Below are 23,693 nucleotides of genomic sequence, written 5' to 3' on the forward strand. Positions count from 1 at the left end.
GGCCTCTCTTGTTTCTATTAAACTTCCCTATTATAATTATTTCTAATTCCTGCATGCCATTCTTACAAAGGCTATGCCAAAAGTGCCATATTGGGCACGCTTTTTGCATTATCAGCGCGAAAGTATAAAAAATAAACGATAAAAGGAGATGTAAATTATGGCATTTATTGATTACTATAAGATATTGGGTGTTGATAAAAACATTCCACAAAAAGATGTAAGAGCGGCCTATCGAAAACGGGCTAAACTGTTTCATCCTGATCTCCATCCAAACGATCCGAAAGCGAAGGCAAAGTTTCAAGCGCTCAACGAAGCCTATGACGTGATTAGCGACCCCGAGAAGCGTGCCAAATATGATCAATATGGCGAGAAGTGGCAGCAGGCTGATGCTTTTCAAGGGCAAGCGGGAGGCAATGCGGCAGGAAATCCTTTCGAAGGATTTGATTTCAGCGGCTACGGTGAAGGAGGCGGTGGATTCTCAAGCTTCTTTCAAGATTTATTCGGTGGTGGAGCACATTTCCGCTCGTCGGGTTTTAACTATGGCACACAGAGTCGCCCAGACAGCGGGCAGATGGAAGCAAAAGTGAATATAGACCTCTATACAGCCTTGTTGGGTGGCGAGATAATGATTCAGCTCAGCAATGGCCAAAAGCTAAAGCTAAAGGTTAAACCTGAGACGCAGAATGGTACAAAAGTACGCGTGCGTGGCAAGGGATATAATCGTGGCGATGGCACTTTTGGTGATTTGATTATTAACTATCAAGTAAAGTTGCCTACAGGACTCAATGAACGTCAAAAGCAACTTCTGCGTGAAATGCAACAAGCATAATACTGACATAATGACTTATAAAAAGGGAGGAGCAGCAAAATACTCCTCCCTTTTCGTATGTCAATTTGACAGATTTTGGTCTACTGTCATCCGAACAGCATTAGTTCTTAATTTATTACTGCGCGATAAAAACGGATTGAAAACTAAAAATAATGTCCCTATTCTAACAGCGTTGTGGCACGAACACGGCTCAGTGTCTCGGGGGTCATTTGCAAATAGCTGGCTATATAAAGTAGCGGTGCACGCAAAATAACCTGTGGCATGAGTTTGCTCATACGTTTATAACGGTTGCTAGCCGACTCAAAACGCACCAAATCAGCATGCACTTGCGAGAGGATAAGACTCTCCTCCAATATCTTGCGATAAAGAATCTGAATGTTCACGTTGTGCAGTGCCACCTGCTCCAAACGTTTTTTAGGCAGTGCATAGATGATGGAAGTCTCTAAAGCATCGACTTGAAGATGGCTGGGAATCTCCTTAAACAAGCTTTCAATGCACATAAAAATCGACCGATCGGCACCTAAATGCTCGGTCATATCCTTACCATTTTTGAAATAATACTGGCGAATGAGGCCTTTGTCGATGTAGTAAATGTTTTTACACACATCGCCATCTTTTAGGATAGCTTCGCCTTTAGCAAACTTCATCGGCACCAGCACGCTCTCTAAAATGTCTAATTCATCGTGTGTCATTGTGCTATACTTTCGCGCGAGTTCGCGTGCTATATCACGCGGTGTATTCATCAATTCTTTCATATAATAAGGCTCCTTCAAAAAGTTAATTATAGGGGGTTACTTAATCTAATTTCAATACAGCTAAGAAAGCTTTCTGCGGCACTTGCACGTTGCCCACTTGCTTCATGCGTTTTTTGCCTTGCTTTTGCTTTTCCAAGAGTTTACGTTTTCGGCTAACGTCGCCGCCATAACATTTGGCTGTAACATCCTTCCGCACTTGCTTAACCGTTTCACGAGCGATAATTTTAGCTCCAATCGCTGCCTGGATAGCTATGTCGAACTGCTGCCGAGGAATAAGCTCTTTGAGTTTCTCGCACATCCTGCGCCCAAAGGTCACGGCATTACTTTCATGAGTGAGCGTCGAGAGTGCATCAACGGGCTCACCATTGAGCAAAATATCTAATTTAGCCAACTTCGACGGACGAAACGAATCGATGTGATAGTCGAACGAAGCATAGCCTTTTGAAATGCTTTTGAGTTTGTCGTAGAAGTCGATAACGATTTCGCCAAGCGGAATATAAAAGTGCAGTTCCACCCGATTGCCGCTCACATATTCTTGCTTAATGAGCTCGCCACGCTTATCCAAACAGAGGGTCATGATGGAACCAATATAGTCGGCTGCCGTGATGATGGTAGCGCGAATGTAGGGCTCCTCAATATGGTCGATAAGCGTTTGTTCGGGCAATCCCGATGGATTGTGCACCTCCTTCACATTGCCCTGTTTATCGTAAACCATATAGGACACGTTGGGGACGGTGGTAATGACATCCATATTAAACTCTCTATCCAAACGCTCTTGAATGATTTCCATGTGCAGCAATCCCAAGAAGCCGCAACGAAAGCCAAAACCTAAAGCCACAGAACTCTCTGGCGAAAAAGTCAGGGCGGCATCGTTAAGCTGCAGTTTCTCTAAAGAAGCCCGCAAGTTCTCATAGTCGTTGGGATCGATGGGATAAACACCTGCAAAAACCATAGGCTTCACCTCCTGAAATCCGGCAATCGCTTCGCGGCAGGGATGAGCAACAGAGGTAACCGTGTCACCCACTTTCACTTCAGTCGCCGTTTTAATGCCGCTGATGATATACCCCACTTCACCCGTTGTGAGCGCCTGCTTGGGCATCATATCCATCTTCAAAACACCCACTTCATCGGCCGTATATTCCATCCCCGTGTTGAAGAACTTCACCTTTTCACCCTTCTTGATGCAGCCGTTAACCACCTTGCAAAGCACGATGACGCCACGGAAACTATTGAAAATAGAATCGAAGATTAAAGCTTGGGCAGGCGCTTCGGGGTCGCCGACAGGTGCGGGAATACGCGCGATAACAGCCTCTAAGATGCGCTCCACGCCCTCGCCCGTTTTGCCCGACGCACGAATAATTTCTTCGCGCTTGCAACCGAGAAGCTCGATAATCTCGTCTTCCACCTCGTCGGGCATCGCATTGGGCATGTCGATTTTGTTGATCACGGGGATAATCTCCAAATCGTGCTCAATCGCCATATACAAGTTGGATATAGTCTGTGCCTGCACACCCTGCGTGGCATCAACCACGAGCAATGCACCTTCGCAAGCCGCAATCGAACGCGAGACCTCATAAGAAAAGTCCACGTGTCCCGGCGTATCAATCAAGTTTAAAATATAATCCTTGCCATCCTGCGCTTTGTAACCCATTTGAATGGCATGGCTCTTGATCGTGATGCCGCGCTCACGTTCCAAATCCATGTCGTCCAGCATCTGGCCTTCTGTGATTTGAATCGTTTTTGTCTTCTCCAACAAACGATCGGCAAGTGTGGATTTGCCATGGTCTATATGTGCAATGATACAAAAGTTTCGTATATTATTTATCGTTTCCATTCGGCTGAAATTACTTTTACGCGCAAAGTTAACGAAATTCCTTTAATAATTTAGTAACTTTGCGTGAAATAAAATAGCCAAACAATGAAAAAAGCATTATTCCTAAGCGCAGTAATTTCACTGCTTGCAGGCTGCCAGCACGAGACCGTTGACGACAGAGCTGCCCGGGAGGCTGCCGAATATACGAAGCAGATGTGCCCCACACCTATTGAAAACTTCACGCGGACAGACAGCTTGGTCTTCAACCGGGCGACGCGCACCCTCATCTATTACTGCGCATTTAGCGACAAGATGGACGACGAGAAAATGGTGGCCATCAACCGAAACAAGCTCGTTGAGGGTTTGAAGGCCGGCATTAAAAACGACATCGGTCTCAAAACCTATCTTGAAGCGGGCATACACGTGATGTATGTTGTGCATTCTACAAAAGAGCCTCAGAAAGTGCTCTTCAAGGAGCAAATCCACTAAACCTTGCAGAAGCCTTGCCCATAAAAGTACTCAGCCATGCGTTTATCGACCTTCCAAGGGGATAAAATTAATTTCCGAAATGCTTGCGGAGCTTCCGCAAACGATAAAACAAAAATTTTGGCGCTTGCGGAGCTTCCGCAAATGGCAAAACAAAAAAATTGGCGCTTGCGGAGCTTCCGCAAATGATAAAACAAAAAATTTAGTGCTTGCGGAGCTTCCGCAAACGTCAAAACAAAAATCTTAGCGCTTGCGGAGCTTCCGCAAATGACAAAACAAAAATCTTAGCGCTTGCGGAGCTTCCGCAAATGACAAAACAAAAATTTTAGCGCTTGCATAGCCTATGCAAATGACAAAACATAAAAAATAGTGCTTGCATAGCTTATGCAAATGGCAAAACATAAAAAATGGTGCTTGCATAGCCTATGCAAATGACAAAACATAAAAAATGGTGCTTGCATAGCTTATGCAAATGGCAAAACATAAAAAACGGTGCTTGCATAGCTTATGCAAATGGCAAAACATAAAAAACGGTGCTTGCATAGCTTATGCAAATGCCAAAACGTAAAAAACAGCGCTTGCATAGCTTATGCAAATGCCAAAACATAAAAAACAGCGCTTGCATAGCCTATGCAAATGCCAAAAAAAGATTTTGAGACTTACTCACAGTTGAGCAAACACCCAAAAGCAAGACGCTTTAGCTAACAAGTCTATCGTTTAAAGGCTGCAACAATCTTTTGTGGCAATCCACGCCAAAGCACAGCTCTATTTTCAGTGGGCGACAGGCGATAAAAGCGCATATAATGGTACAATTTAATTTTCATGGTCTCCACATAATAGGCTAATCCCGACCGAACGGCATGTTTGCGTCCGTGCATGCCAAAGTTGCCACGAGCGAAAACCACGTGCAAGATGTCCTTGACATAGGCTTCGTCCGCCGAAGAAAGCAGAAAAGGATAATCTGCTTTCGGCAGTCCCAATGCCTGCACGCAAACGGCACCAAAGGCATTAAAGCCCGGAAGAAAATCTAATCGTTGCAACAGCTGTTGTAATCGACGGGCGTATTCGGGTTGAGACAACAGGCTTGCATGTGCATGAATCAATAAGGCCATGTCGCAAAGTTGCCGCAGCCCTATGCCCAACTCCACGAAATGATGATAGAGATGTAGGAAAGTAAAAATGAGATTTTCAACAGGAGGCAATGTGGGCACGGCACATCCGGCAACGTCAATAGAAAAAGGTTGGGCTTCGTTCAACATCTTGTCAAATGCCATTTGAACACGCTCCGAACAGAATTTAAGCAAGCAAAAATGCAATTCAAAGGGCACGTCCTTGTAATCGAAAGCAATATGCTGTTCGCTCTCATCATCCTCGGCACTGAAAGTCACGCCCCACGCCGACTGAATAACTTCTTTTGCACGCACAAAATTTCTGGCATCGCAATAGAAGTCTATATCACCCGACTGACGATGCTGCGGATGAGGATAATATTGCGCCAACAGTTGTCCTTTCACCACAATAAACTCAATAGCATGTGCCCGCAACAATTCACACAATTCCACCAACACCTGATTAGCACGCTGATTTTGTTTTGCAATCGTTTGTTGGGCCACAAGCAGTTCTATCACCGTTTGCCTATCCAACTGGAAACTATTTTCAGGCGCTAACAAAGCATCCGAAAGAAGTCCCAAAACCGTTTGTTTCTTGGCTGCGGCTATCATGGAACGACAGACAGGATGAGCTATTACTCCCCCTGCAATGGGCTTTTGCCAAAGCGATGCGCGAAGCAAAGCCAAAAAATAGTCTTTATGATTCATGCCAACAACAGCACTACAAACAAATTAATGAGCCGAAGGAGCAGGCTGCTGATCTAAAACAGAATAAACAGAATTCTTCGAAATAAACTCAGGCACAATAGCTTTCATCTTGCGAACAATAGCCATATTATCAAATCCGTGTGCCAAAAGAATAAGCTCATCGATGTCATGCTTCACCTGTTCAAAATCATACTCTTGCACCTTGGCTACTCTAATCTTCTCATGGAAACTGGGCAGCGTGTCTTCTTCTGTGCCCAAAACTTCCTCATAGAGCTTTTCGCCGGGGCGCAACCCCGTGTAAACAATCTTCACATCTGTGGCGCCGCTTAGCTTAATCATGCGTTTAGCCAAGTCGAATATCTTCACGGGTTCGCCCATGTCAAACACCAATATCTCGCCCCCCTTTCCTTGCGTGCCCGCCTCGAGCACCAACTTGCAGGCTTCCGGAATCAACATAAAGAAACGAATGATATTAGGGTCGGTCACCGTAACAGGGCCTCCTGCCTGTATTTGTCGTGTGAAAAGTGGAATTACCGAACCTGCAGAGCCCAGCACATTGCCAAAACGTGTGGTGACAAATTGTGTAGGTGGTGCGCCTGCCGAACCATTCGCCTGATACTGCTGCAAGAGTTTGGCGTTCAATGATTGAGTGTAAATCTCGCAAATACGTTTCGAACATCCCATTACATTCGTGGGATTCACCGCCTTATCCGTACTCACCATAACAAACTTCTTCGCACCATATTTCACGCTGAGGTCGGCTATCACCTTTGTGCCATAAACATTATTCTGAATGCTCTCGCTGGGATTATCTTCCATCATCGGCACATGCTTGTAGGCTGCCGCATGGAACACATAATCGGGTTTAAACGATGCAAACAATTTGTCCATGCGCTCCTCGTTCGCAATGCTGGCTAAAATCACCGAACACTCCACTGATGGGAATTTATTTTGCATCAACAACTTCATGTCGTGCTGCGGTGTCTCTGCTTGATCAATCAACATCATAGCCGAAGGGGCAAACGAAGCAATCTGCCGCACCAATTCGCTTCCAATACTTCCGGCTGCGCCCGTAACCAAAATGCGCTTGCCCGTCAGCATGTTGGCCACCTCATCCATATCAATCGTGATTTCATTGCGCGGCAAGAGGTCGTTAATGCTGACTGGCTTCAAATCGTTCACCGTGCCATCTTGTGTCCACTCCTTTGTCTCAGGCAGCATCAAAATTTTCACACCCTGCTCAATCAACAGGTCTTGCAACTTCGTGTCATGCCGGAAACGGTCATTTTGTATAGGCGAAACCAACACCGTCTTAATGCCTTCACGCACAATCACATCCTTCAGATGGGCATCAACAGGATACACCCTTTCACCCATCAACAACCGTGTTTTATAGGCGGGATTATGGCTGATGAAACCCTTTAATAAATAGCGCGTGGGCTTTTCATTGATGATGTTTTTTGCCAATGAAATACCTCCGTCGCGAACACCATAAATAAGCGTCTTACTGGCACCATCATTGGCAAACGAAGCATCGTAGACCGACTTAATCAACACACGACAAGCCCACATCACAGCTGTGGCCAATAAATAGATGACGGCTAATTGGCGCGCCTGATAATGCACAAAGTATAAGCCAAAATTCTCTGAAAGATAATTGCTTGAATAGTAAATGATGTAATGGAAAATCTCTGTCAAGACCAATGCCATCCCCATAGCATAGCCCACCTTCTTCAAATCAATGAAGCTCGAATAGCGGATAATGCCCGAATAGGTGTGGAATATTTTAAACGCGATGACATTGAAAATCATATAAAACGACAGGGTCGTCAGCAACGGAATGATACTGCCCAAGATACGCGCGCCATTCCAATAAAGCCATGTTACATAGATTCCCGACAGATAGCAAATCAAAATATCCATGCCCAAAATAGCCCAATAAGGCAGTGAGCGGCGCGAGAAATACCAATTAGAAAGTTTCTTTAAGAATTCCATTTTTCGTTTGTTTTTGGTTCATCTATTGGATTGCTTCTTTTATCAAGCCGATGATATAAGCCACATCCTCTTCCGAAACCATCGGTCCACTCGGCAAACAAAGTCCTTGATGGAACAGCTCTTCGCTCACACCATTCACATAAGCGGGATTATTTTGATAAACGGGCTGCTTATGCATAGGTTTCCAAAGCGGGCGGCTCTCCACCCCATGCTGATCTAAATAAACGCGCAACGCCTCAACATTGGCATTCGGTTCGCAATCGGTATGCAGGGTCTTTGCCTGATGCACTGTGCTGCCTGCACCACCAATAGCCCCCGAAACCATCGTCGAATAGGCGTTTTCCTGCCCTTTCACCTTCACTTCGGGCGAAAGCAAAATGGTGTTCAACCAGAAATTACTATCACATTCGGCCGTGGGATTATCATGGAACGTCGCGCCCTCCACATTCTTAAATGCCTCACGATAGCAAGCAGCCAAACGCTGATGATGTGCAATATGCTCGTCTAAGATAGTCATTTGTCCACGACCGATGCCCGCACAAATATTGCTCATGCGATAGTTATATCCCACATCGGTATGCTGATAATAAGGATAAGACTCTCGCGCTTGCGTGGCAAAATACATAATGCGGTTGCGCATTTCCACGTTGTTACAAATCAAAGCGCCACCACCCGAAGTGGTAATTATCTTATTGCCATTGAAGCTCAGCACGCCAAAAACGCCGAATGTGCCCACCACTTTTCCATCATAACGAGAGCCAAAACCCTCGGCAGCATCTTCAATCACCGGAATATCATACTTTGCGGCAACCTCCAAAATTTCTTTAATCTTGCCCGGCATGCCATAAAGATAAACCGGAATAATAGCCTTGGGTTTGCGACCCGTCTTTGCAATGCGATCTGCAATCGCCTTGTCTAACAACACAGGATCCATGTTCCATGTGTCGCGTTCTGAATCAACAAACACTGGCGTAGCTCCCAAATAGGTTACAGGATGCGAAGAAGCACAGAACGTGAAGCTCTGCACCATCACCTCGTCACCAGCCTTCACGCCACACGCAATCAGCGCCAAATGCACGGCGGCTGTACCCGAAGAAAGAGCCACAACCTGCTTGTTTTGACCAACAAAAGCCTCGAGATCATGCTCAAAGCCATCTACGTTTGGACCCAATGGAACCACCCAATTAGTGTCGAACGCCTCTTGAATGAACTTCATTTCATTGCCACTCATGTGCGCCAAACAAAGTAAAATACGTTTTGCTACTATCATTACAGCTAATTTTTTAAAGTCATTTTTGAAGTCACAAAGATAACTATTTTTATAATTAACTCCAAGTATATCGCAAGAAAAGCCATCAAACAGCCCATTTCCATGACTTTTATTCCTAACGAATCAAGTTCTGTCGTTAGCAGGATATATATTGTGCACTCTCCGCCCCCCACTCTTTAAAACAAGTTTTTTTATGATGCTTTCGGTGTCACCGTGTCCCAACCACGCTCACCACTATTGGAATTTACTACGCCAGGAAGTGCGGGAGCTGATGGCGGTAAATCTTTTTAGAACCATAGTATTGTGAATAAGGTTAGTGATTAAATCATAAACAAGGCTTCCCGCAGTTGAAAATGTTGTTCCCAACTTTGGGAAGCCTTGTTTTTGCTGTTTTTCGTCGTTCCCAACTTTGGGAACGACTATTTTTATGATTTTTGGCTGTTCCCAAAGTTGGGAACACCCGTTTTTTTCATTTTTCCTCGCTCCCAAAGTTGGGAACACCTGTTTTTGTGAAATCCGGTGCGTCCCAAACTTGGGATAAGGCATATCTAAAGCATCTAATTCCTTTTTATGTTAAAGCAACTGCCGTCCCACCTATTTAAACCAGGTTGGTTCGGCAGAAGCCCCCTCAGATTTTATGTCCGCAATAGATACAGATTACCATAACTGCAAGCGCTCGGCCTCGGGGAGATAGAGCTTGTCGCCAGGCTTCACATTCCATGCCTTGTAGAAAGCATCGATGTGGGGCAATGCACCATCTACGCGCCATTTGCCCAAGGAATGGGGATCGCGCTTCACGCGGTTGCGAATTTCCTGATCGGTGATATTGCCAGCCCAAACGCCAGCATAGGCTAAGAAGAAACGCTGGTCGGGCGTAAAACCATCCTTATTCTTCAGCGGCTTCTTGGCTGTGGCGTTCTTAAACGCATGGTAAGCCACTTGCAGGCCACCATGGTCGGCTAAGTTCTCGCCCAAGGTGAAACGACCGTTGGCATGCAATCCCGGCAACACCTCAATCTTGTCGAAGAAGTTGGCATAGAGGTCGGCGCGCTGGTCGAAACCTTTGGCATCAGCGGGTGTCCACCAATCGCGCATGTTGCCCTCGTCATCATATTGGCGACCTTGATCGTCGAAACCATGCGTCATCTCGTGACCAATGACCACACCGATGGCACCATAATTAAAGGCTTCGTCGGCCTTGGGATCGAAGAATGGATATTGCAAAATGCCTGCAGGGAAGCAAATCTCGTTGGTCGTGGGGTTGTAATAAGCATTCACCGTTTGCGGTGTCATGCCCCACTCATCTCTGTCGACGGGCTTTCCGGCTTTCTCGGCAATCTCTTTGTCGTGATTGAATTTCCTCACGGCCATCACGTTGTCATAGAAACTCTTCCGCGGGTCGATGGTCAGACGGCTGTAGTCGGTCCACTTGTTGGGATAGCCAATCTTCACATAAAACTTGTCGAGCTTCTTGTGGGCGTTAGCCTTAGTAGAATCGCTCATCCAGGTTTGCGCATCAATGCGTTCGCCAAGACTGATTTGCAAATTCTTCACCAACTGCTCCATCATCTTTTTCGACGACTCGGGGAAATATTTCTTGGCATAGATGCGTCCCAGAGCTTCGCCCAACTGACCGTCAACCTGATTGGTCGCACGCTTCCACAAGGGATAATCTTCCTTGCGGCCGCTCATCGTCTTACCAAAGAAATTGAAGTTGGCCTCGCGAATTTCGTCGGTGAGATAGCTTGCGCTACTGGTGATGACATCCCATTCCATGAGAGCCTTGAGCTCGTTGACCGTTTGCAGCGCCATGAGCTTGTCCAATCCTGCCATGAATGCAGTTTGTCCAACCACCACGTGCTGCAAATATTTAGAATCGATGCCCTCAGCATTGGCCCATTGTTCGATGGGGATGTGGGGATAGTCGGCGCGCAGCTCGGCCAGCGTCATCTTGTTGTAGTTGGCCTGCGGATCGCGCAATTCGGTCATGCTTTTCGAAATCAGCGCCACCAAAGTCTCCTGTCGGAACAGTTCTTGTGCACGCTGCTGCGCCTCTTGTGCGCTAAACCCATAGAGGCGGAACATCTGGCCGACGTAATCCTTGTAGGCCTTGCGAATGGCCACCGTAGCCGAGTCGTTATTGAGATAATAATCTTTCTGCCCCAATGTTAGCCCGCTTTGATAGATGTTGAAAATATTGTTCTTCACATCTTTCTCGTCGGCGGCAAAAGCAGCACCATATTGCACGCCATAACCTTGCACAGCATACTTCAGTTGCAGTTTTCGCAAATCGGAAATGGTTTTAGCCGCTTCAATCTCGTCTAAAACGCCTTTCACGGGCGCAATTCCCTCTTTGTTGCGGCGCTCCACATCAAGTGCGAGCTTGTAGAAGTCAGAGAGCTTCTGCTCTATTGTCCCTGTCTTAAACTTTCCTTTCTGCAACTCCGAAAGAATTGTGTTAATACGCTTGTTGTTGTTCTCTTGCAACTGGTCGAAACTGCCGAAACGGCTGTAGGCTGCAGGCAGCGGATTATTTTTCTGCCAGCCGCCGGTTGCAAACTGATAGAAGTCGTCTTGCGGCTTCACCGAACGGTCGAAGTTCTTTTCAAAAAGTCCTGAACCGTCTTGCGCCATGCCCACTGTAGGGAGCGTGGCCATCATAACCATCGGAATAATTTTTTTCATTTTCATAGGCTTTTCCATTTTTATTGGGTTGAATCATTCTATTCGTTTATAATTGTTTTTGCAAATCGGACAGGGTTTCCGAAAGGCTGAACCACCTCTCGTTATCGCTGTCCAAGCTGCGTTGCAATTCGGTATACTCGTTCACCAACTGCATGTCTGAAGCCTTGGCGGCATCCATCAAGAGCGCGTCCAATTCTTTTTGCCGCACTTCCATCGAAGCAATGCGCTGCTCAAGGGTTTTCATTTGCTTTTCGGTCTTCGAAATGTTCTTTTGCAGTTGCTTTCGCTCGGCATAATCCACGTTGTTGCTGCGCTTCTCGGTCACCTCATCCACAGCGGGCGAAACGACTTTCTCGGCCGATTGCTTCTCTAACGCCTCGTGAATGGTGCTGGCTTGATGGGCTTGCAGATAGTCATAGATGCCACCCAAATGCTCGGTGACGCGACCGCCTGCAAATTCATAAACCTTATCGACCAAACCATCGAGAAACTCACGGTCGTGGCTCACGATGATGGCCGTTCCGTCGAAAGCCTTAATGGCTTCTTTCAGCACATCTTTCGAAGGCATATCCAAATGGTTGGTAGGCTCATCGAGAATGAGCAAATTTACGGGCTCGAGCAGCAATTTAATCATGGCCAATCGGCTGCGCTCGCCTCCGCTCAGCACCTTGACGCGCTTCTCAGACGTTTCGCCACCAAACATGAATGCCCCCAGGAGGTCGTTGATTTTGAGCCGCATGTCGCCCGTGGCCACACGGTCGATAGTGTCGTAGATGGAAAGGTTCTCATCCAACAACTGTGCCTGGTTCTGTGCAAAATAGCCAATCTGCACGTTATGTCCCACCTTGAGCGTGCCCGTGAAAGGAATTTCGCCCATGATGCATTTCACGAGCGTTGATTTTCCTTCGCCATTCTTGCCCACGAACGCCACTTTCTCGCCGCGCTTAATGGTGAGCGAGACGTGGCTGAACACCACGTGGTCGCCATAACGTTTCTCCACGTCGTCGCAAATCACGGGATAATCGCCGCTGCGCAAACAAGGTGGAAACTTCAGGTGCATGGCGCTGTTGTCGATTTCGTCGACCTCTATCGGAACAATTTTCTCTAATTGCCGAATGCGCTGCTGCACCTGCACAGCCTTCGTAGCCTGGTAACGAAAGCGATCGATGAAGGCCTTCGTGTCGGCAATTTCCTTTTGCTGGTTTTCATAGGCGCGCAGCTGCTGTTCGCGTCGCTCTTGGCGCAACACTAAATATTCGTTGTATTTCACGCGGTAGTCTTCAATGTGCCCGCAAGTAATCTCAATCGTCCGGTTGGTGACATTGTTGATGAAAGCACGGTCGTGGCTCACCAAAACCACGGCACTCGCACTTTGCACCAAGAACTGCTCCAACCACTGAATGCTCTCAATGTCTAAGTGGTTGGTGGGCTCGTCGAGCAACAGCACCTTGGGCTTGCGCAACAATATTTTGGCCAATTCAATGCGCATGCGCCAGCCGCCCGAGAACTCTTTCGTGGGCCGCTCAAAATCCTCGCGCGAAAAGCCCAAACCCGTGAGCGTGCGTTCGATTTCGGCCTCATAGTTGTCACCCCCCAACAGCAAATAGCGTTCGTTCTCCTGCGTGAAGCGCTCCACCAACTGCGCATAAGCCTCGCTCTCATAATCGGTGCGCTCCACCATCTCCTTTTGCATGGCTTCCAACGCCGCGTGCAGTTGCGTTTGCTCGGAAAAGGCTTTGCGGGTCTCCTCGCGCACGGTGGTGTCGTCTTGCAACTTCATCACCTGTGGCAAATAGCCCACCGTCACATCGTTGGGCACAGCAACCGTGCCCGACGTGGGTTGCTGCAACCCGCATAATATTTTTAGCATAGTAGATTTTCCCGCGCCGTTTTTCCCCACAAGCGCTATCCTGTCTCGGTCGTTAACCACAAAGCTAACGTCTTTGAACAAAGGGCGGGCAGAAAATTCTACACTTAAATTCTCTATTGATATCATCTAAAAAAACGTCTTTTCGTTGCGCAAAGGTAAACATTCTATGCAAGACAGCCAAACCATGGCTCATTTTCTTTGTGGAACAGGGTGCCCGCAGGTGGGCGCTCTCTCGTTTTTGAAGGAAAACATGTTCGCCCCCCCGGGGGATTTTTCAATTTTCAAACGAAAACGCGTTAGTCCCCGGGGGGATTTGCAATTCCCAAACGGAAACGCATTAGTCCCCGGGGGATTTTTCAATTTCCAAACGGAAACAAGTTAGTCCCCGGGGGGATTTGCAATTCCCAAACGGAAACGCATTAGTCCCCGGGGGGATTTGCAATTCCCAAACGGAAACACGTTAGTCCTCGGGGGGATTTTCAATTTTCAAACAGAAACGCATCAGCGAGCCGCTCGCTAACCATTTTTTGAATGAAAACACATCAGCGAGCTGCTCACTAACCATTTTTTGAATAAAAACACATCAGCGAGCCGCTCACTAACCATTTTTTGAATGAAAACACATCAGCGAGCCGCTCACTAATCATTTTTTGAATGAAAACACATCAGCGAGCCGCTCACTAATCATTTTTTGAATGAAAACACATCAGCGAGCCGCTCGCTAACCATTTTTTGAATGAAAACACCTTAGATACACTGTTTCCTAAGCCGTTTCGAGCGTGATTTCGCCTGCCAACGACTGGCAAAGCTTCGCTCTGATGGTGGCAACGTCGGTGTGCTGCCCATAGAGCACCATCAACTTGGTGACGGCCGCTTCGACCGTGCTATCCCCTCCGCTGATGATGCCCGTTTCTTTAAGTTGGAAACCGGTGTCATAGCGTTCCATAGCCACCGCACCCGCAACGCATTGGCTGATGTTAACGATGGTCACGCCGCGCTGTGTGGCCCGCTTCAGAATGTCGATGAGCCAGGGCTGTTGCGGTGCATTGCCGCTGCCATAGGTGCGCATCACCACGCCTTTCAGCTCGGGCGTGTCGAGCACATGTTGGAAAATGGGCGGCTGCACGCCCGGAAAGAGCGACAGCACCATGACGTTTTGGTTGAGCTGCGTGTGGGGCACCATGGGACGCCGGTAATCGGGCTTCAATATATGATAAGGTGAAAACTGGAACGTAATGCCCGCCTCGCCCAAATGGGGATAGTTAAACGAGTCGAACGCATTGAAACCATCGGCATTCTGCTTCGTCGAACGGTTGCCGCGCAGCAGTCGGCCGTTGAAATAAATGCACACCTCGGGCACCATGGGGCTATTGTCAGCGTGATGCAGCGTGGCCAGCTCGATGCTCGAAATGAGGTTCTCACGCCCGTCGGTTCGCAGTTGTCCAATGGGCAACTGGCTCCCCGTGAGGATGACGGGCTTCGTGAGATTTTCCAACATAAACGACAACGCCGAAGCCGTGTAGGCCATAGTGTCGGTGCCGTGCAAAATGATAAAACCATCATATTGTGCATAGCGCGCGGCAATAATATCAACCAATTGCACCCAAAAGGCCGGCGTCATGTCGCTCGAATCGATGGGCTGCGCAAACTGGTAAACATCAATCTGCGTCGACAACAATTTTATCTCGGGAATGTTTTGCAGCAAATGGTTGAAATCTAAGGGTTCCAACGCCTTGGTTTTGGGATTGATGCCCATGCCTATGGTTCCGCCCGTGTAAATGAGCAACACACGATTGTTGCGCACAAGTTTGCTAATTTGCTCCATGATTTCTATCGTTGTTTTGTTTCAAAAAAGGGATGTTTTCTGCGCGAAAGGCATAGCTTTTCGGCTTAAAAACGGTGCAAATTTAAAAGATTTTTTGTGGAAAGCCAAAGATGTAGCCATTATTGTGGCATAACTGATGAAAATGGCCTACCTTTGCAGCGATAAATTGAAAACGATAGGCATGCATTCCATTCATCACGAGATATTGCGCTTGGCCCTCCCATCCATCATCTCCAACATCACGGTGCCACTCTTAGGTTTGGTTGATTTAACCATTGTGGGGCATTTAGGGTCGGAGGTTTATATCGGCGCCATAGCCGTGGGCACGATGATTTTCAATGTGCTCTATTGGTTGCTGGGCTTCTTGCGCATGGGCAACAGCGGCATGACGTCGCAGGCTTTCGGCCGTCGCGATGGGCAAGCCGTGCGCACCATTCTCGTGCGTTCGCTCCTCATGGCCACGGGGATGGGTGTACTCTTCATCGTGTTGCAACGCCCCTTGTGCGATGTTGCTTTGTGGGTGATGCATCCGTCGGCCGAAATCGCCGCCGCCGCTCACACCTATTTCGCGATTTGCATTTGGAGTGCTCCTGCCGTGCTGGCGCTTTATGCACTCAACGGCTGGTTTGTGGGGCTGCAAACCACGAAGGTTCCCATGTTCATCGCGCTGTTTCAAAACGTTGTTAACATTTTGCTTAGCGTGGGTTTCGTCATCATGATACACATGAAAATCGAGGGTGTGGCCTGGGGCACCATGTTGGCACAGTGGGCCGGAGCACTATTGGCGGCCCTCCTGGCCTATCGAAAGTTGCGCAAGCAGCCCCTTCCCCAACAGCCCCACAAAATTGCTTTGCGCTGGATGGATTTCTTTGTGGTCAACCGCGACATTTTTTTGCGCACGCTATTCTTGGTAGCGGTCAACCTGTCATTCACATCGTTTGGTGCACGCAGCGGCGATGTTGTCCTCTCGGCCAACACGTTGCTGCTAACTTTCTTCACCCTCTTCTCGTATGTCATGGATGGATTTGCCTTTGCCGGCGAAGCATTGTGCGGCAAAAGTTTCGGTGCAGCCAACGTCCAACGCTTTCAAACCTATGTCGTGCAACTCATGAAATGGGGCTTGGGCATGGCGCTGCTCTTTTCGATGGTCTACTTCCTCGGTGGACACTTGCTGCTGCGATTGCTCACCAACAATGAAAGCGTGCTCGGCATGGCTACACATTTTTTAGGTTGGGTGGTGCTCATTCCGCTGGCCGGCTTTATGGCTTTCGTTTACGATGGCGTATTCATCGGTGCGACAATGACGCGCCACATGTTGTTATCCACATTGCTGTCGGCGGCCATTTTCTTTGCCACCTACGCACTCCTCTCGTCCACCCTGCACAACCACGCCCTGTGGTTGGCGTTTATTTTGTTCTTACTCACCCGAGGTCTTGTCCTGCAAGGGCTACTGCCTCGCATTCAACATAAAATCATTGCATCATGACCATTCTATTTTTTGCGCTGGGACTGCTGTTAGGTGCCGGCATTGTTTATTTTCTATCCACCAAGTCGTTGACGGCCGCCCGTTTAGAGACAGCCACATTGCAAGCACAACTAACGGCCGAACAAGAGCAACATACACGTGAAATGACGGCCAAAGATGAACAGCACAACCGCGAGATGGCGCTGCGCGATGCTCAAAACGAAAAAGAGACGCTGTTGCGCCAAGAACAGTTCGAAAAGCAAATTGAAACGGCTAAAGAACAGTTTCAAAACTTAGCGAATAAGGTGTTGGAACAGACTTCGACAAAGCTCAAAGCCGACAACCTTGAGTCGATGAACCACATCACGCAGCCGCTGAAAGACAATCTCACGCAGTTGCAACAAGCTATCGACAAAACCAACCAAGAGAGCACCAGAAACACGGCTTCATTGGCACAGCAGTTGAAGCTCATGGCCGAGCAAACCGACAAGATTGGCACCACAGCCACGCGATTGACCAACGTGATGCGCGGCGGCAATAAAACGCAGGGTAACTGGGGCGAGCTCACACTCATGAACCTATTGGAGAGCCAGGGCTTGCGCGTGGGCATTGACTACGACGTGCAACAAACCATTGCCGACGAGAAGGGAAACATCGTGTTGAACGAAGAAAGTGGGCGCCGCATGATTCCCGACGTGGTGCTGCACTATCCAAACGGCGAAGATGTGGTGATCGACTCTAAAATGACCATCGATGCCTATGCCAACTACATGAATGCAGAAGACGACGTGGCGCGCAAGAAATATGCCGACGATGTAGTGCGCAGCATTCGCACGCAATTTACCTCCTTGGCCAAAAAAGATTACAGCGCCTATATTCAAGCACCGCGCCGCGCCATCGACTTTGTCATCATGTATGTGCCCTTCGAGGGTGCCTTGCAGCTGGCACTCTCCCTTGATCCCAAACTATGGAACGATGCGTTTGAACGGAAAGTGTTTATCACCGGGCAGCAAAACTTGATGGCGATTTTGAAGATCATTCAAATAGCGTGGCGGCAATATGCGCAGAGCGAAAATCAGAAGCGCGTTTATGCGTTAGCCGAGGAATTGCTCAAGCGCGTGGGCGACTTCGTGAAACGATTCGACAAAGTGGGACGCGACATCGACACGCTGCAAAAAGACTACGACGAGGCCTACAAAAAGGCTTATACCGGGCGGCAGAGCATCGTGCAGAAAGCCAACGACCTTAAAGCGTTGGGGGCGAAAGAGAATGCCAACAGTCCCATCCCCACAGCCGAATTGCTGCTCGATGAACAAACTGCATCGGACACAGAAAATGATTGAAAACAAAACAACGCATTGTGAATAAGAAAAAAGGATTTCTCGCCTTATCGCCCCTCTTGGTGCTCATGGCATTCATCGTCATGTTTACCATCTATTCGGTTGACAAGGCCGCATCGGCACCAAACCTCTCGCTCACCGTGGCTTTTATGATGGCCAGCATTTACGCCGTGATTATTTCGGGCAACATCCCCATGAAGAAGCGCATCGACACCTTCAGCAAAGGTGCCGGAGCGAGCAATCTCATGCTCATGCTGTGGATTTATGTACTGGCGGGCTCGTTTGCGGCTTCGGCCAAAGGTATGGGAGCCATTGATGCCACCGTGAACTTTGCGCTACACTATTTGCCCAGCAATCTGCTCATGCCCGGATTGTTTTTGACGGCCTGCTTCATCTCGCTTTCCATCGGCACCAGTGTGGGCACCGTGGTTGCTTTAGTACCCATAGCATCGGGCATCGCCAACTCCATCGGTTTCTCCACACCCCTCATGGTGGCAGTGATTGTGGGAGGTGCCTATTTCGGCGACAACCTCTCGTTCATCTCCGATACCACCGTCGTAGCCACTCAGACACAAGACTGCAACATGAAAGATAAATTTCGCGTGAATGCCATGATTGTGGCACCGGCCGCGATGATTGTGCTGGCCGTTTACGCCGTGCTGGGGGCGCACACACCGGCTCCACACGCCACGCCCCCTATCGATTACCTCAAGATAGCGCCCTATTTGCTGGTGCTCATCACGGCCATCGTCGGGCTCAACGTCATGGCCGTGCTCACCATCGGTTTGGTGCTGTGCGGCATCATCGGTCTATGCGCGGGCGACTACACCCTCTACGGCTGGTTTGCCATCATCGGCGATGGCGTGCTGTCGATGGGCGAATTGATCATCATTGCCATGATGGCCGGCGGCATGTTGGAAATCATACGCGAGAATGGCGGCATCGATTTCATCATCAACAAGCTCACCCTACACATCAACGGCAAGCGCGGTGCTGAGCTATCGATTGCCGCCTTGGTGTCGCTGGTCAACCTGTGCACGGCCAACAACACGGTAGCCATTCTCACCGTGGGCGGTATTGCCCGGAAGATTGCCGAACAATATGGCGTCGACCCGCGCAAATCGGCCAGCATCCTCGACACATTCTCGTGCGCTGTGCAAGGGCTCATCCCCTATGGCGTGCAGATGCTGTTGGCCGCAGGCTTAGCCCACATCAGCCCCATACAAATTCTTCCCTATTTGTTCTATCCATTCGGCATCGGCATCTGCGCCCTGCTGGCCATTGTGCTGCGCTTGCCCCGCCGATTTTCATAACTCCTGACGCACGATGAATATCATTTACCGCAACCTTTTTGCCAAGCTCCGCAGCGACAATTTCGACACCCACGAGCAGTTGGAGCCCATGTCGGCCTTCAAAATGCAAAAGCTCATGAGCTTGATGAAGAACATTGCCGACATGCCCGCTGGCGAGGTGAAACTGAACAACAGCATGCTCAACACGCGTTTCAAACGCATGCAGCAGCGCGCCGCAACCCAGCACACCACCTCGCGCGAAACCATCTACCTGGTGCGCATCATCATCAGCAACCTCAACGCCACGCTCACCCACGGCATCCCCGTGCGCGGCATCATTCAATTAGGGCAATACCTGCGCTCGCGCCGCGAACAAATCGATGCCAACGAAGCCGCTCAATGGCTGCGACGGCTCCACATCAGCCGTATGGCACAGTTGCAAGGCAGCGTGCTCATCAAGTTCTTTGGTTTTAAGGCCGAAGAGATTCCGTTTTTAAAGCAGGTGGATTCGGCTGCCGAAAGTCTCACCCTGCGCTCCATCAACCGCATGGAGCTGGCGGCACAAGCGTGGCTCTTCAAACAAGGAAAAAGCGTATTCGTGCACAACAACCAAAAGGCCTTGCGCCGCAATCTCAGCCACTGCATGCGCTATTTTCCCTACGCGCCCATCGAAACCACCAGCAGTTTCTTCGTGAATTTCTCCAAAGGGCTGGCCGAAATCGAAGAATAACCGCGCGGCCAAGCTCGAAATAGAATGTAAGCCTGCACGCGTGCAAAAGACCCCAGTTTCAACAAATGTAAGGTTACACGCGATGAAATTGAGCTGTGCCCATCGAAACCCCGTGTGCGTGTGGGTTGAATAAAGCAAAATAAAGCTAATTTATTTGGGGCTTATGCCGTTTTACACTAATTTTGCACGCATGAGTCGGATAAAACTATACTTCATCCTGTTTTTCACCCTCTTTACATTTCCCACGATTGTCGGCCAAAACATTGTGCAATGCGAGGACACTTGCACCCACATCCACGGCATTGACATCAGCCATTATCAGGGCAATGTGTTTTGGGAAATCATCGGCGACAACACCAACATGGCCTATGTTTACCTGAAAGCCTCGGAAGGTGGCGACCGCATCGACGAGAAGTTTGAGCACAACATCCAACTGGCACATCAATATGGGCTGAAAGTGGGCGCCTACCATTTCTTTCGGCCGCGCACCGATTTAAACAAGCAGTTGGTGAACTTCATGGCGCAATGCCGCTCTAAGGAGCAAGACCTCGTGCCGATGATTGACATCGAAACAAAGGGCGGACTGTCGACTGAGGAGTTTTGCGACTCATTGCTGAAATTCATCAAGCTCGTGGAAACGGCCTACCGACAAAAGCCGTTGCTCTACACGTTCACGAATTTCTACAACCAAAACCTCATTGGAAAAATCGACGGCTACCCACTCATGGTGGCACAATATACACAGCGCGAACCAGTGCTGGCCGATGGACGCGACTTCACCATGTGGCAATACACGGGTAAAGGACGCATCAACGGTATCAACGGCTATGTGGACAAGAGCCGATTTATGCGCAATCATGGACTGCGCGAAATTAAATTCCGACATTAACGCTTAAAACATAAAAAGAATATGGCAATCATCAAATGCCCCGAATGTGGAAGGCCGGTCAGCGACAAGGCCCCATTTTGCCCCAACTGCGGCGTGGAAATAGCAGGAAAAGTAGCAACCACACAGCAACAACCCACACCGTCTCAGCCGCAACCCGCACCTGAGACGGCGACAACACCTCCCGACACACCCAAAGAAAAGAAGAATGGCACGCGCAACATCATCATCGTTTGCCTGGTACTCATCGCTGTGGCCGTTGGTGTCATCACCTATTTTTATCGCGATGCACAAAGTGCGAAAGAACAAGAGGCCTACGAATATGCCATGACGGCCAACGATCCGGCCATCTTGCAGGCTTATCTCGACAAATATACCGATGCGCCAGAGGCTCACGTCGACAGCATTCAGGCTCATTTGCAACTGCTCATGCAAGGCGATAAAGACTGGACCAACGCCATGGTGAGCAACTCGAAGACAGCATTTGAATCCTATCTGCAGGCGCACCCCAACTCTCCCCACAAAGCCGAAGCTGAACATCTCATCGATTCTATCGACTGGTCGGCGGCACAACGCGCCAATTCGGTGGATGCGTTCAACAGCTATTTGGAAGACCATCCCAACGGCGAGCACGTGGACGAGGCTCAAAATGGCATCCGAAGCGTTAATGCCAACACCGTGCAGCCCGATGAGCGATCCATGGTGAGCAGGGTCTTCAACAACTTCTTCCAAGCCATCAACACGCGCGATGAAGGTGCGCTGAAAGATGGATGCGAAAGCATTCTTACTTCATTCTTAGGCAAATCTGATGCAACAAAGAGCGATGTGGTGACTTTCCTGCACAAAATATGGAAAGACGACGTGAAGAACATCACCTGGCAGAGCAATCGTGACTATGCCATCACGAAGAAAGAAGTGGGCGATGGCGAATATGAATACACCGTGAAGTTCTCGGCCTTGCAGATAAGGGAGTTCAACGATGCGTCGAAGAATGACAAAACCGTTTATAAGATTACGGCAAAGGTGAGCCCCGATGATCTCATCAGCACGTTCAACATGGCGAAAGTGGTGGAATAACCCCGCAAGCGAACGAACAGACGAAAGCGGCAAGTTTGGGTGTTGAAGCCTAAACTTGCCGCTTTCGTTTTATTGATCCCTATGAGATAGCCCTAATAACTGGCTTTTCCTTGAAAGTCTATCACCATATTCAAAATGTAACTCGTGGGACTATCGGGCACACTTACATTCGCCGCAAAATGAAAACCTTTTGGTGTAGCACCCGTATAAACAATATCACTCAAAATGCTTTGGCGCAACACACCTGCCGGAATATGCTGACTGAAGTCACGCTTGCGGAAATCTCGGCTATAAAGTTTCGTCGGCCCCCTAAACAAACTCACATGCACAATATTGTCATAATAAATATTGTCCACCTCAACCCCATCATCATTATACGTGGGTTTCGCCACCTTGTACGAGGTCGGGTTCACCTGAATATACCAATGATAACGGTCGTTTCCATAAATTATGACTGAATCTCTCTTAATAAGTTTGCCCTGATTGAGTGCCTGCGGCCGAGATGTCTCGAAATAGTTCAAATAAGACTTGTCTGTTGTCTTAACACAACGCACCACATCACCATTCTGGTTCTTAAACACAAAAAGATGTGGCGCCTGCTTCACAATGATGTATTTAGCAAGGTTGGCACTATGCAGCATCAACGTGTCATGAACAATTTGGAAATAAACAGGCTGCGATGTGCTATCGGGATAGAAAATCGTGTCGCCGACAACCCTAAAAGCAGGCTCATCCTCATCGTCGTTAAGCCAAACACCTTGCAACATTTTCTTAGCTGCAATGTCTTCTGTTACGCGATTATTCTCAGGAGAACGACTACTGGGCTTACAAGCAAACAGAATACCCAAAAGCAGCCCACTCCATGCGAACTTAAAAAGAATATGTTGCATCGATTAAAACAATTCGGCCGCTTTAAAAGTACTGGCTTTTAAATCCTTCTCTGACGTCTGAATATCCTCTGCCGCAATGGGCCACTCAATATTCAGATCTTTATCATTCCACAAAATACTGGCTTCTTGCTGAGGCGCATAACCGTTGTCTACTTTATAAGTAAAAACCGCCTCATCGCTCAACACCAAGAAACCATGTGCGAAACCGCGTGGAATGAAAAACTGCCGTTTGTTTTCATCTGAAAGTTCAACCATAACATACTGTCCAAAGGTTGCACTGTCACGACGCAAGTCCACAGCAACATCGACAACACGACCTTTCAGCACGCGCACTAATTTAGCTTGCGCATAATCACCCTTCTGATAATGCAATCCACGCAAAACACCATAAGAAGACTTCGATTCGTTATCCTGCACAAAATGTACATCACCCACATGCTGTTTAAAATCGTCTTCCTTCCAAACCTCGTAGAAATAACCACGGGCATCATTAAAAATACGCGGTTCAAGGATGTAAACACCAGCTAATTTGGTCTCTTTATATTCCATTTTATATGTATTTAGTCTGTAATTTTTCACAAAGGTACTATAATTATAAGTGTTCGCAAAACAAAAAAACACAAATAAATTTATCCGTATAATTTTTCTCTGAAACAGAACTTTCTTCA

19 protein-coding genes are annotated in these 23,693 nt (G+C 48.3%); 8 read left to right on the forward strand and 11 right to left on the reverse strand.

The features are described from left to right. The first annotated feature begins 157 nt into the window (after nucleotides 1-157). Nucleotides 158-829 carry a DnaJ domain-containing protein gene (locus tag HMPREF9431_RS02610; RefSeq protein WP_004379531.1) on the forward strand — a complete coding sequence of 224 codons (672 nt, stop codon included), beginning with the start codon at nucleotides 158-160 and terminating at the stop codon, nucleotides 827-829. A 158-nt stretch (nucleotides 830-987) separates the two neighbouring features. On the opposite strand, the gene HMPREF9431_RS02615 is transcribed toward HMPREF9431_RS02610, so the two are convergent. Both HMPREF9431_RS02615 and lepA read right to left on the reverse strand, forming a co-directional pair. Next, the gene (locus HMPREF9431_RS02615; RefSeq protein ID WP_040560732.1) at nucleotides 988-1,584 is read right to left on the reverse strand and encodes a Crp/Fnr family transcriptional regulator; all 597 of its coding nucleotides are present in this window, start codon (nucleotides 1,582-1,584) and stop codon (nucleotides 988-990) included. Nucleotides 1,585-1,624: 40 nt separating this feature from the next. Next, nucleotides 1,625-3,418 (reverse strand): translation elongation factor 4, encoded by a 1,794-nt coding sequence (gene lepA, locus HMPREF9431_RS02620; protein WP_004379533.1) that lies wholly within the window; start codon nucleotides 3,416-3,418, stop codon nucleotides 1,625-1,627. Between the two features lie 84 nt (nucleotides 3,419-3,502). Here lepA and HMPREF9431_RS02625 point away from each other — a divergent pair, with 84 nt between their 5' ends. Continuing rightward, on the forward strand, nucleotides 3,503-3,886 hold the full coding sequence (locus HMPREF9431_RS02625; protein ID WP_004379534.1) for a hypothetical protein: 384 nt from the start codon (nucleotides 3,503-3,505) through the stop codon (nucleotides 3,884-3,886). 707 nt (nucleotides 3,887-4,593) lie between these two features. Here the strand turns inward: HMPREF9431_RS02625 and HMPREF9431_RS02635 are convergent. The 7 genes from HMPREF9431_RS02635 to HMPREF9431_RS02670 all read right to left on the reverse strand — a co-directional run bounded on the left by HMPREF9431_RS02635 (nucleotide 4,594) and on the right by HMPREF9431_RS02670 (nucleotide 15,345). Further along, on the reverse strand, nucleotides 4,594-5,700 hold the full coding sequence (locus HMPREF9431_RS02635; RefSeq protein WP_004379536.1) for a nucleotidyltransferase domain-containing protein: 1,107 nt from the start codon (nucleotides 5,698-5,700) through the stop codon (nucleotides 4,594-4,596). Between the two features lie 24 nt (nucleotides 5,701-5,724). Further along, nucleotides 5,725-7,695: a polysaccharide biosynthesis protein gene (locus HMPREF9431_RS02640; RefSeq protein WP_004379537.1), complete on the reverse strand. Its 1,971-nt coding sequence runs from the start codon at nucleotides 7,693-7,695 to the stop codon at nucleotides 5,725-5,727. A gap of 22 nt (nucleotides 7,696-7,717) precedes the next feature. Then, a complete protein-coding gene (locus HMPREF9431_RS02645; RefSeq protein ID WP_004379538.1) occupies nucleotides 7,718-8,965 on the reverse strand; it encodes an aminotransferase class I/II-fold pyridoxal phosphate-dependent enzyme in 1,248 nt (415 codons plus the stop codon). Nucleotides 8,966-9,199: 234 nt separating this feature from the next. Continuing rightward, a complete protein-coding gene (locus HMPREF9431_RS02650) occupies nucleotides 9,200-9,511 on the reverse strand; it encodes a hypothetical protein (RefSeq protein ID WP_040560737.1) in 312 nt (103 codons plus the stop codon). Nucleotides 9,512-9,622: 111 nt separating this feature from the next. Further along, nucleotides 9,623-11,656, reverse strand: coding sequence for a M13 family metallopeptidase (locus HMPREF9431_RS02655; protein WP_004379539.1), 2,034 nt, complete (start codon nucleotides 11,654-11,656; stop codon nucleotides 9,623-9,625). 40 nt (nucleotides 11,657-11,696) lie between these two features. Then, nucleotides 11,697-13,646, reverse strand: coding sequence for an ABC-F family ATP-binding cassette domain-containing protein (locus HMPREF9431_RS02660; protein WP_004379540.1), 1,950 nt, complete (start codon nucleotides 13,644-13,646; stop codon nucleotides 11,697-11,699). 637 nt (nucleotides 13,647-14,283) lie between these two features. Continuing rightward, nucleotides 14,284-15,345 carry an asparaginase gene (locus HMPREF9431_RS02670; protein ID WP_004379542.1) on the reverse strand — a complete coding sequence of 354 codons (1,062 nt, stop codon included), beginning with the start codon at nucleotides 15,343-15,345 and terminating at the stop codon, nucleotides 14,284-14,286. Between the two features lie 181 nt (nucleotides 15,346-15,526). Here HMPREF9431_RS02670 and HMPREF9431_RS02675 point away from each other — a divergent pair, with 181 nt between their 5' ends. The 6 genes from HMPREF9431_RS02675 (at nucleotide 15,527) to HMPREF9431_RS02700 (ending at nucleotide 22,135) form a co-directional block, all read left to right on the forward strand. Next, nucleotides 15,527-16,831: an MATE family efflux transporter gene (locus tag HMPREF9431_RS02675; protein WP_040561072.1), complete on the forward strand. Its 1,305-nt coding sequence runs from the start codon at nucleotides 15,527-15,529 to the stop codon at nucleotides 16,829-16,831. Next, entirely contained in the window at nucleotides 16,828-18,153 is a 1,326-nt protein-coding gene (locus HMPREF9431_RS02680) for a DNA recombination protein RmuC (protein WP_004379544.1), read from the forward strand. The genes HMPREF9431_RS02675 and HMPREF9431_RS02680 overlap by 4 nt, the downstream gene beginning before the upstream one ends. A gap of 17 nt (nucleotides 18,154-18,170) precedes the next feature. Beyond that, nucleotides 18,171-19,463 carry a Na+/H+ antiporter NhaC family protein gene (locus HMPREF9431_RS02685; RefSeq protein WP_004379545.1) on the forward strand — a complete coding sequence of 431 codons (1,293 nt, stop codon included), beginning with the start codon at nucleotides 18,171-18,173 and terminating at the stop codon, nucleotides 19,461-19,463. 13 nt (nucleotides 19,464-19,476) lie between these two features. Next, nucleotides 19,477-20,172: a hypothetical protein gene (locus HMPREF9431_RS02690; RefSeq protein ID WP_004379546.1), complete on the forward strand. Its 696-nt coding sequence runs from the start codon at nucleotides 19,477-19,479 to the stop codon at nucleotides 20,170-20,172. 190 nt (nucleotides 20,173-20,362) lie between these two features. Continuing rightward, on the forward strand, nucleotides 20,363-21,061 hold the full coding sequence (locus HMPREF9431_RS02695; protein ID WP_081463305.1) for a glycoside hydrolase family 25 protein: 699 nt from the start codon (nucleotides 20,363-20,365) through the stop codon (nucleotides 21,059-21,061). 21 nt (nucleotides 21,062-21,082) lie between these two features. Further along, nucleotides 21,083-22,135, forward strand: a complete 1,053-nt coding sequence (locus HMPREF9431_RS02700) for a zinc ribbon domain-containing protein (RefSeq protein ID WP_004379548.1) — start codon at nucleotides 21,083-21,085, stop codon at nucleotides 22,133-22,135. A 92-nt stretch (nucleotides 22,136-22,227) separates the two neighbouring features. Here HMPREF9431_RS02700 and HMPREF9431_RS02705 read toward each other — a convergent pair whose 3' ends face one another. Next, the gene (locus tag HMPREF9431_RS02705) at nucleotides 22,228-23,025 is read right to left on the reverse strand and encodes a DUF4738 domain-containing protein (RefSeq protein ID WP_004379549.1); all 798 of its coding nucleotides are present in this window, start codon (nucleotides 23,023-23,025) and stop codon (nucleotides 22,228-22,230) included. A gap of 3 nt (nucleotides 23,026-23,028) precedes the next feature. Beyond that, a complete protein-coding gene (gene rfbC, locus HMPREF9431_RS02710; protein ID WP_004379550.1) occupies nucleotides 23,029-23,574 on the reverse strand; it encodes a dTDP-4-dehydrorhamnose 3,5-epimerase in 546 nt (181 codons plus the stop codon). Nucleotides 23,575-23,693 lie beyond the last annotated feature (119 nt).

The sequence above is a fragment of the Segatella oulorum F0390 genome, from assembly GCF_000224615.1.
GTDB classification, from domain to species: domain Bacteria; phylum Bacteroidota; class Bacteroidia; order Bacteroidales; family Bacteroidaceae; genus Prevotella; species Prevotella oulorum.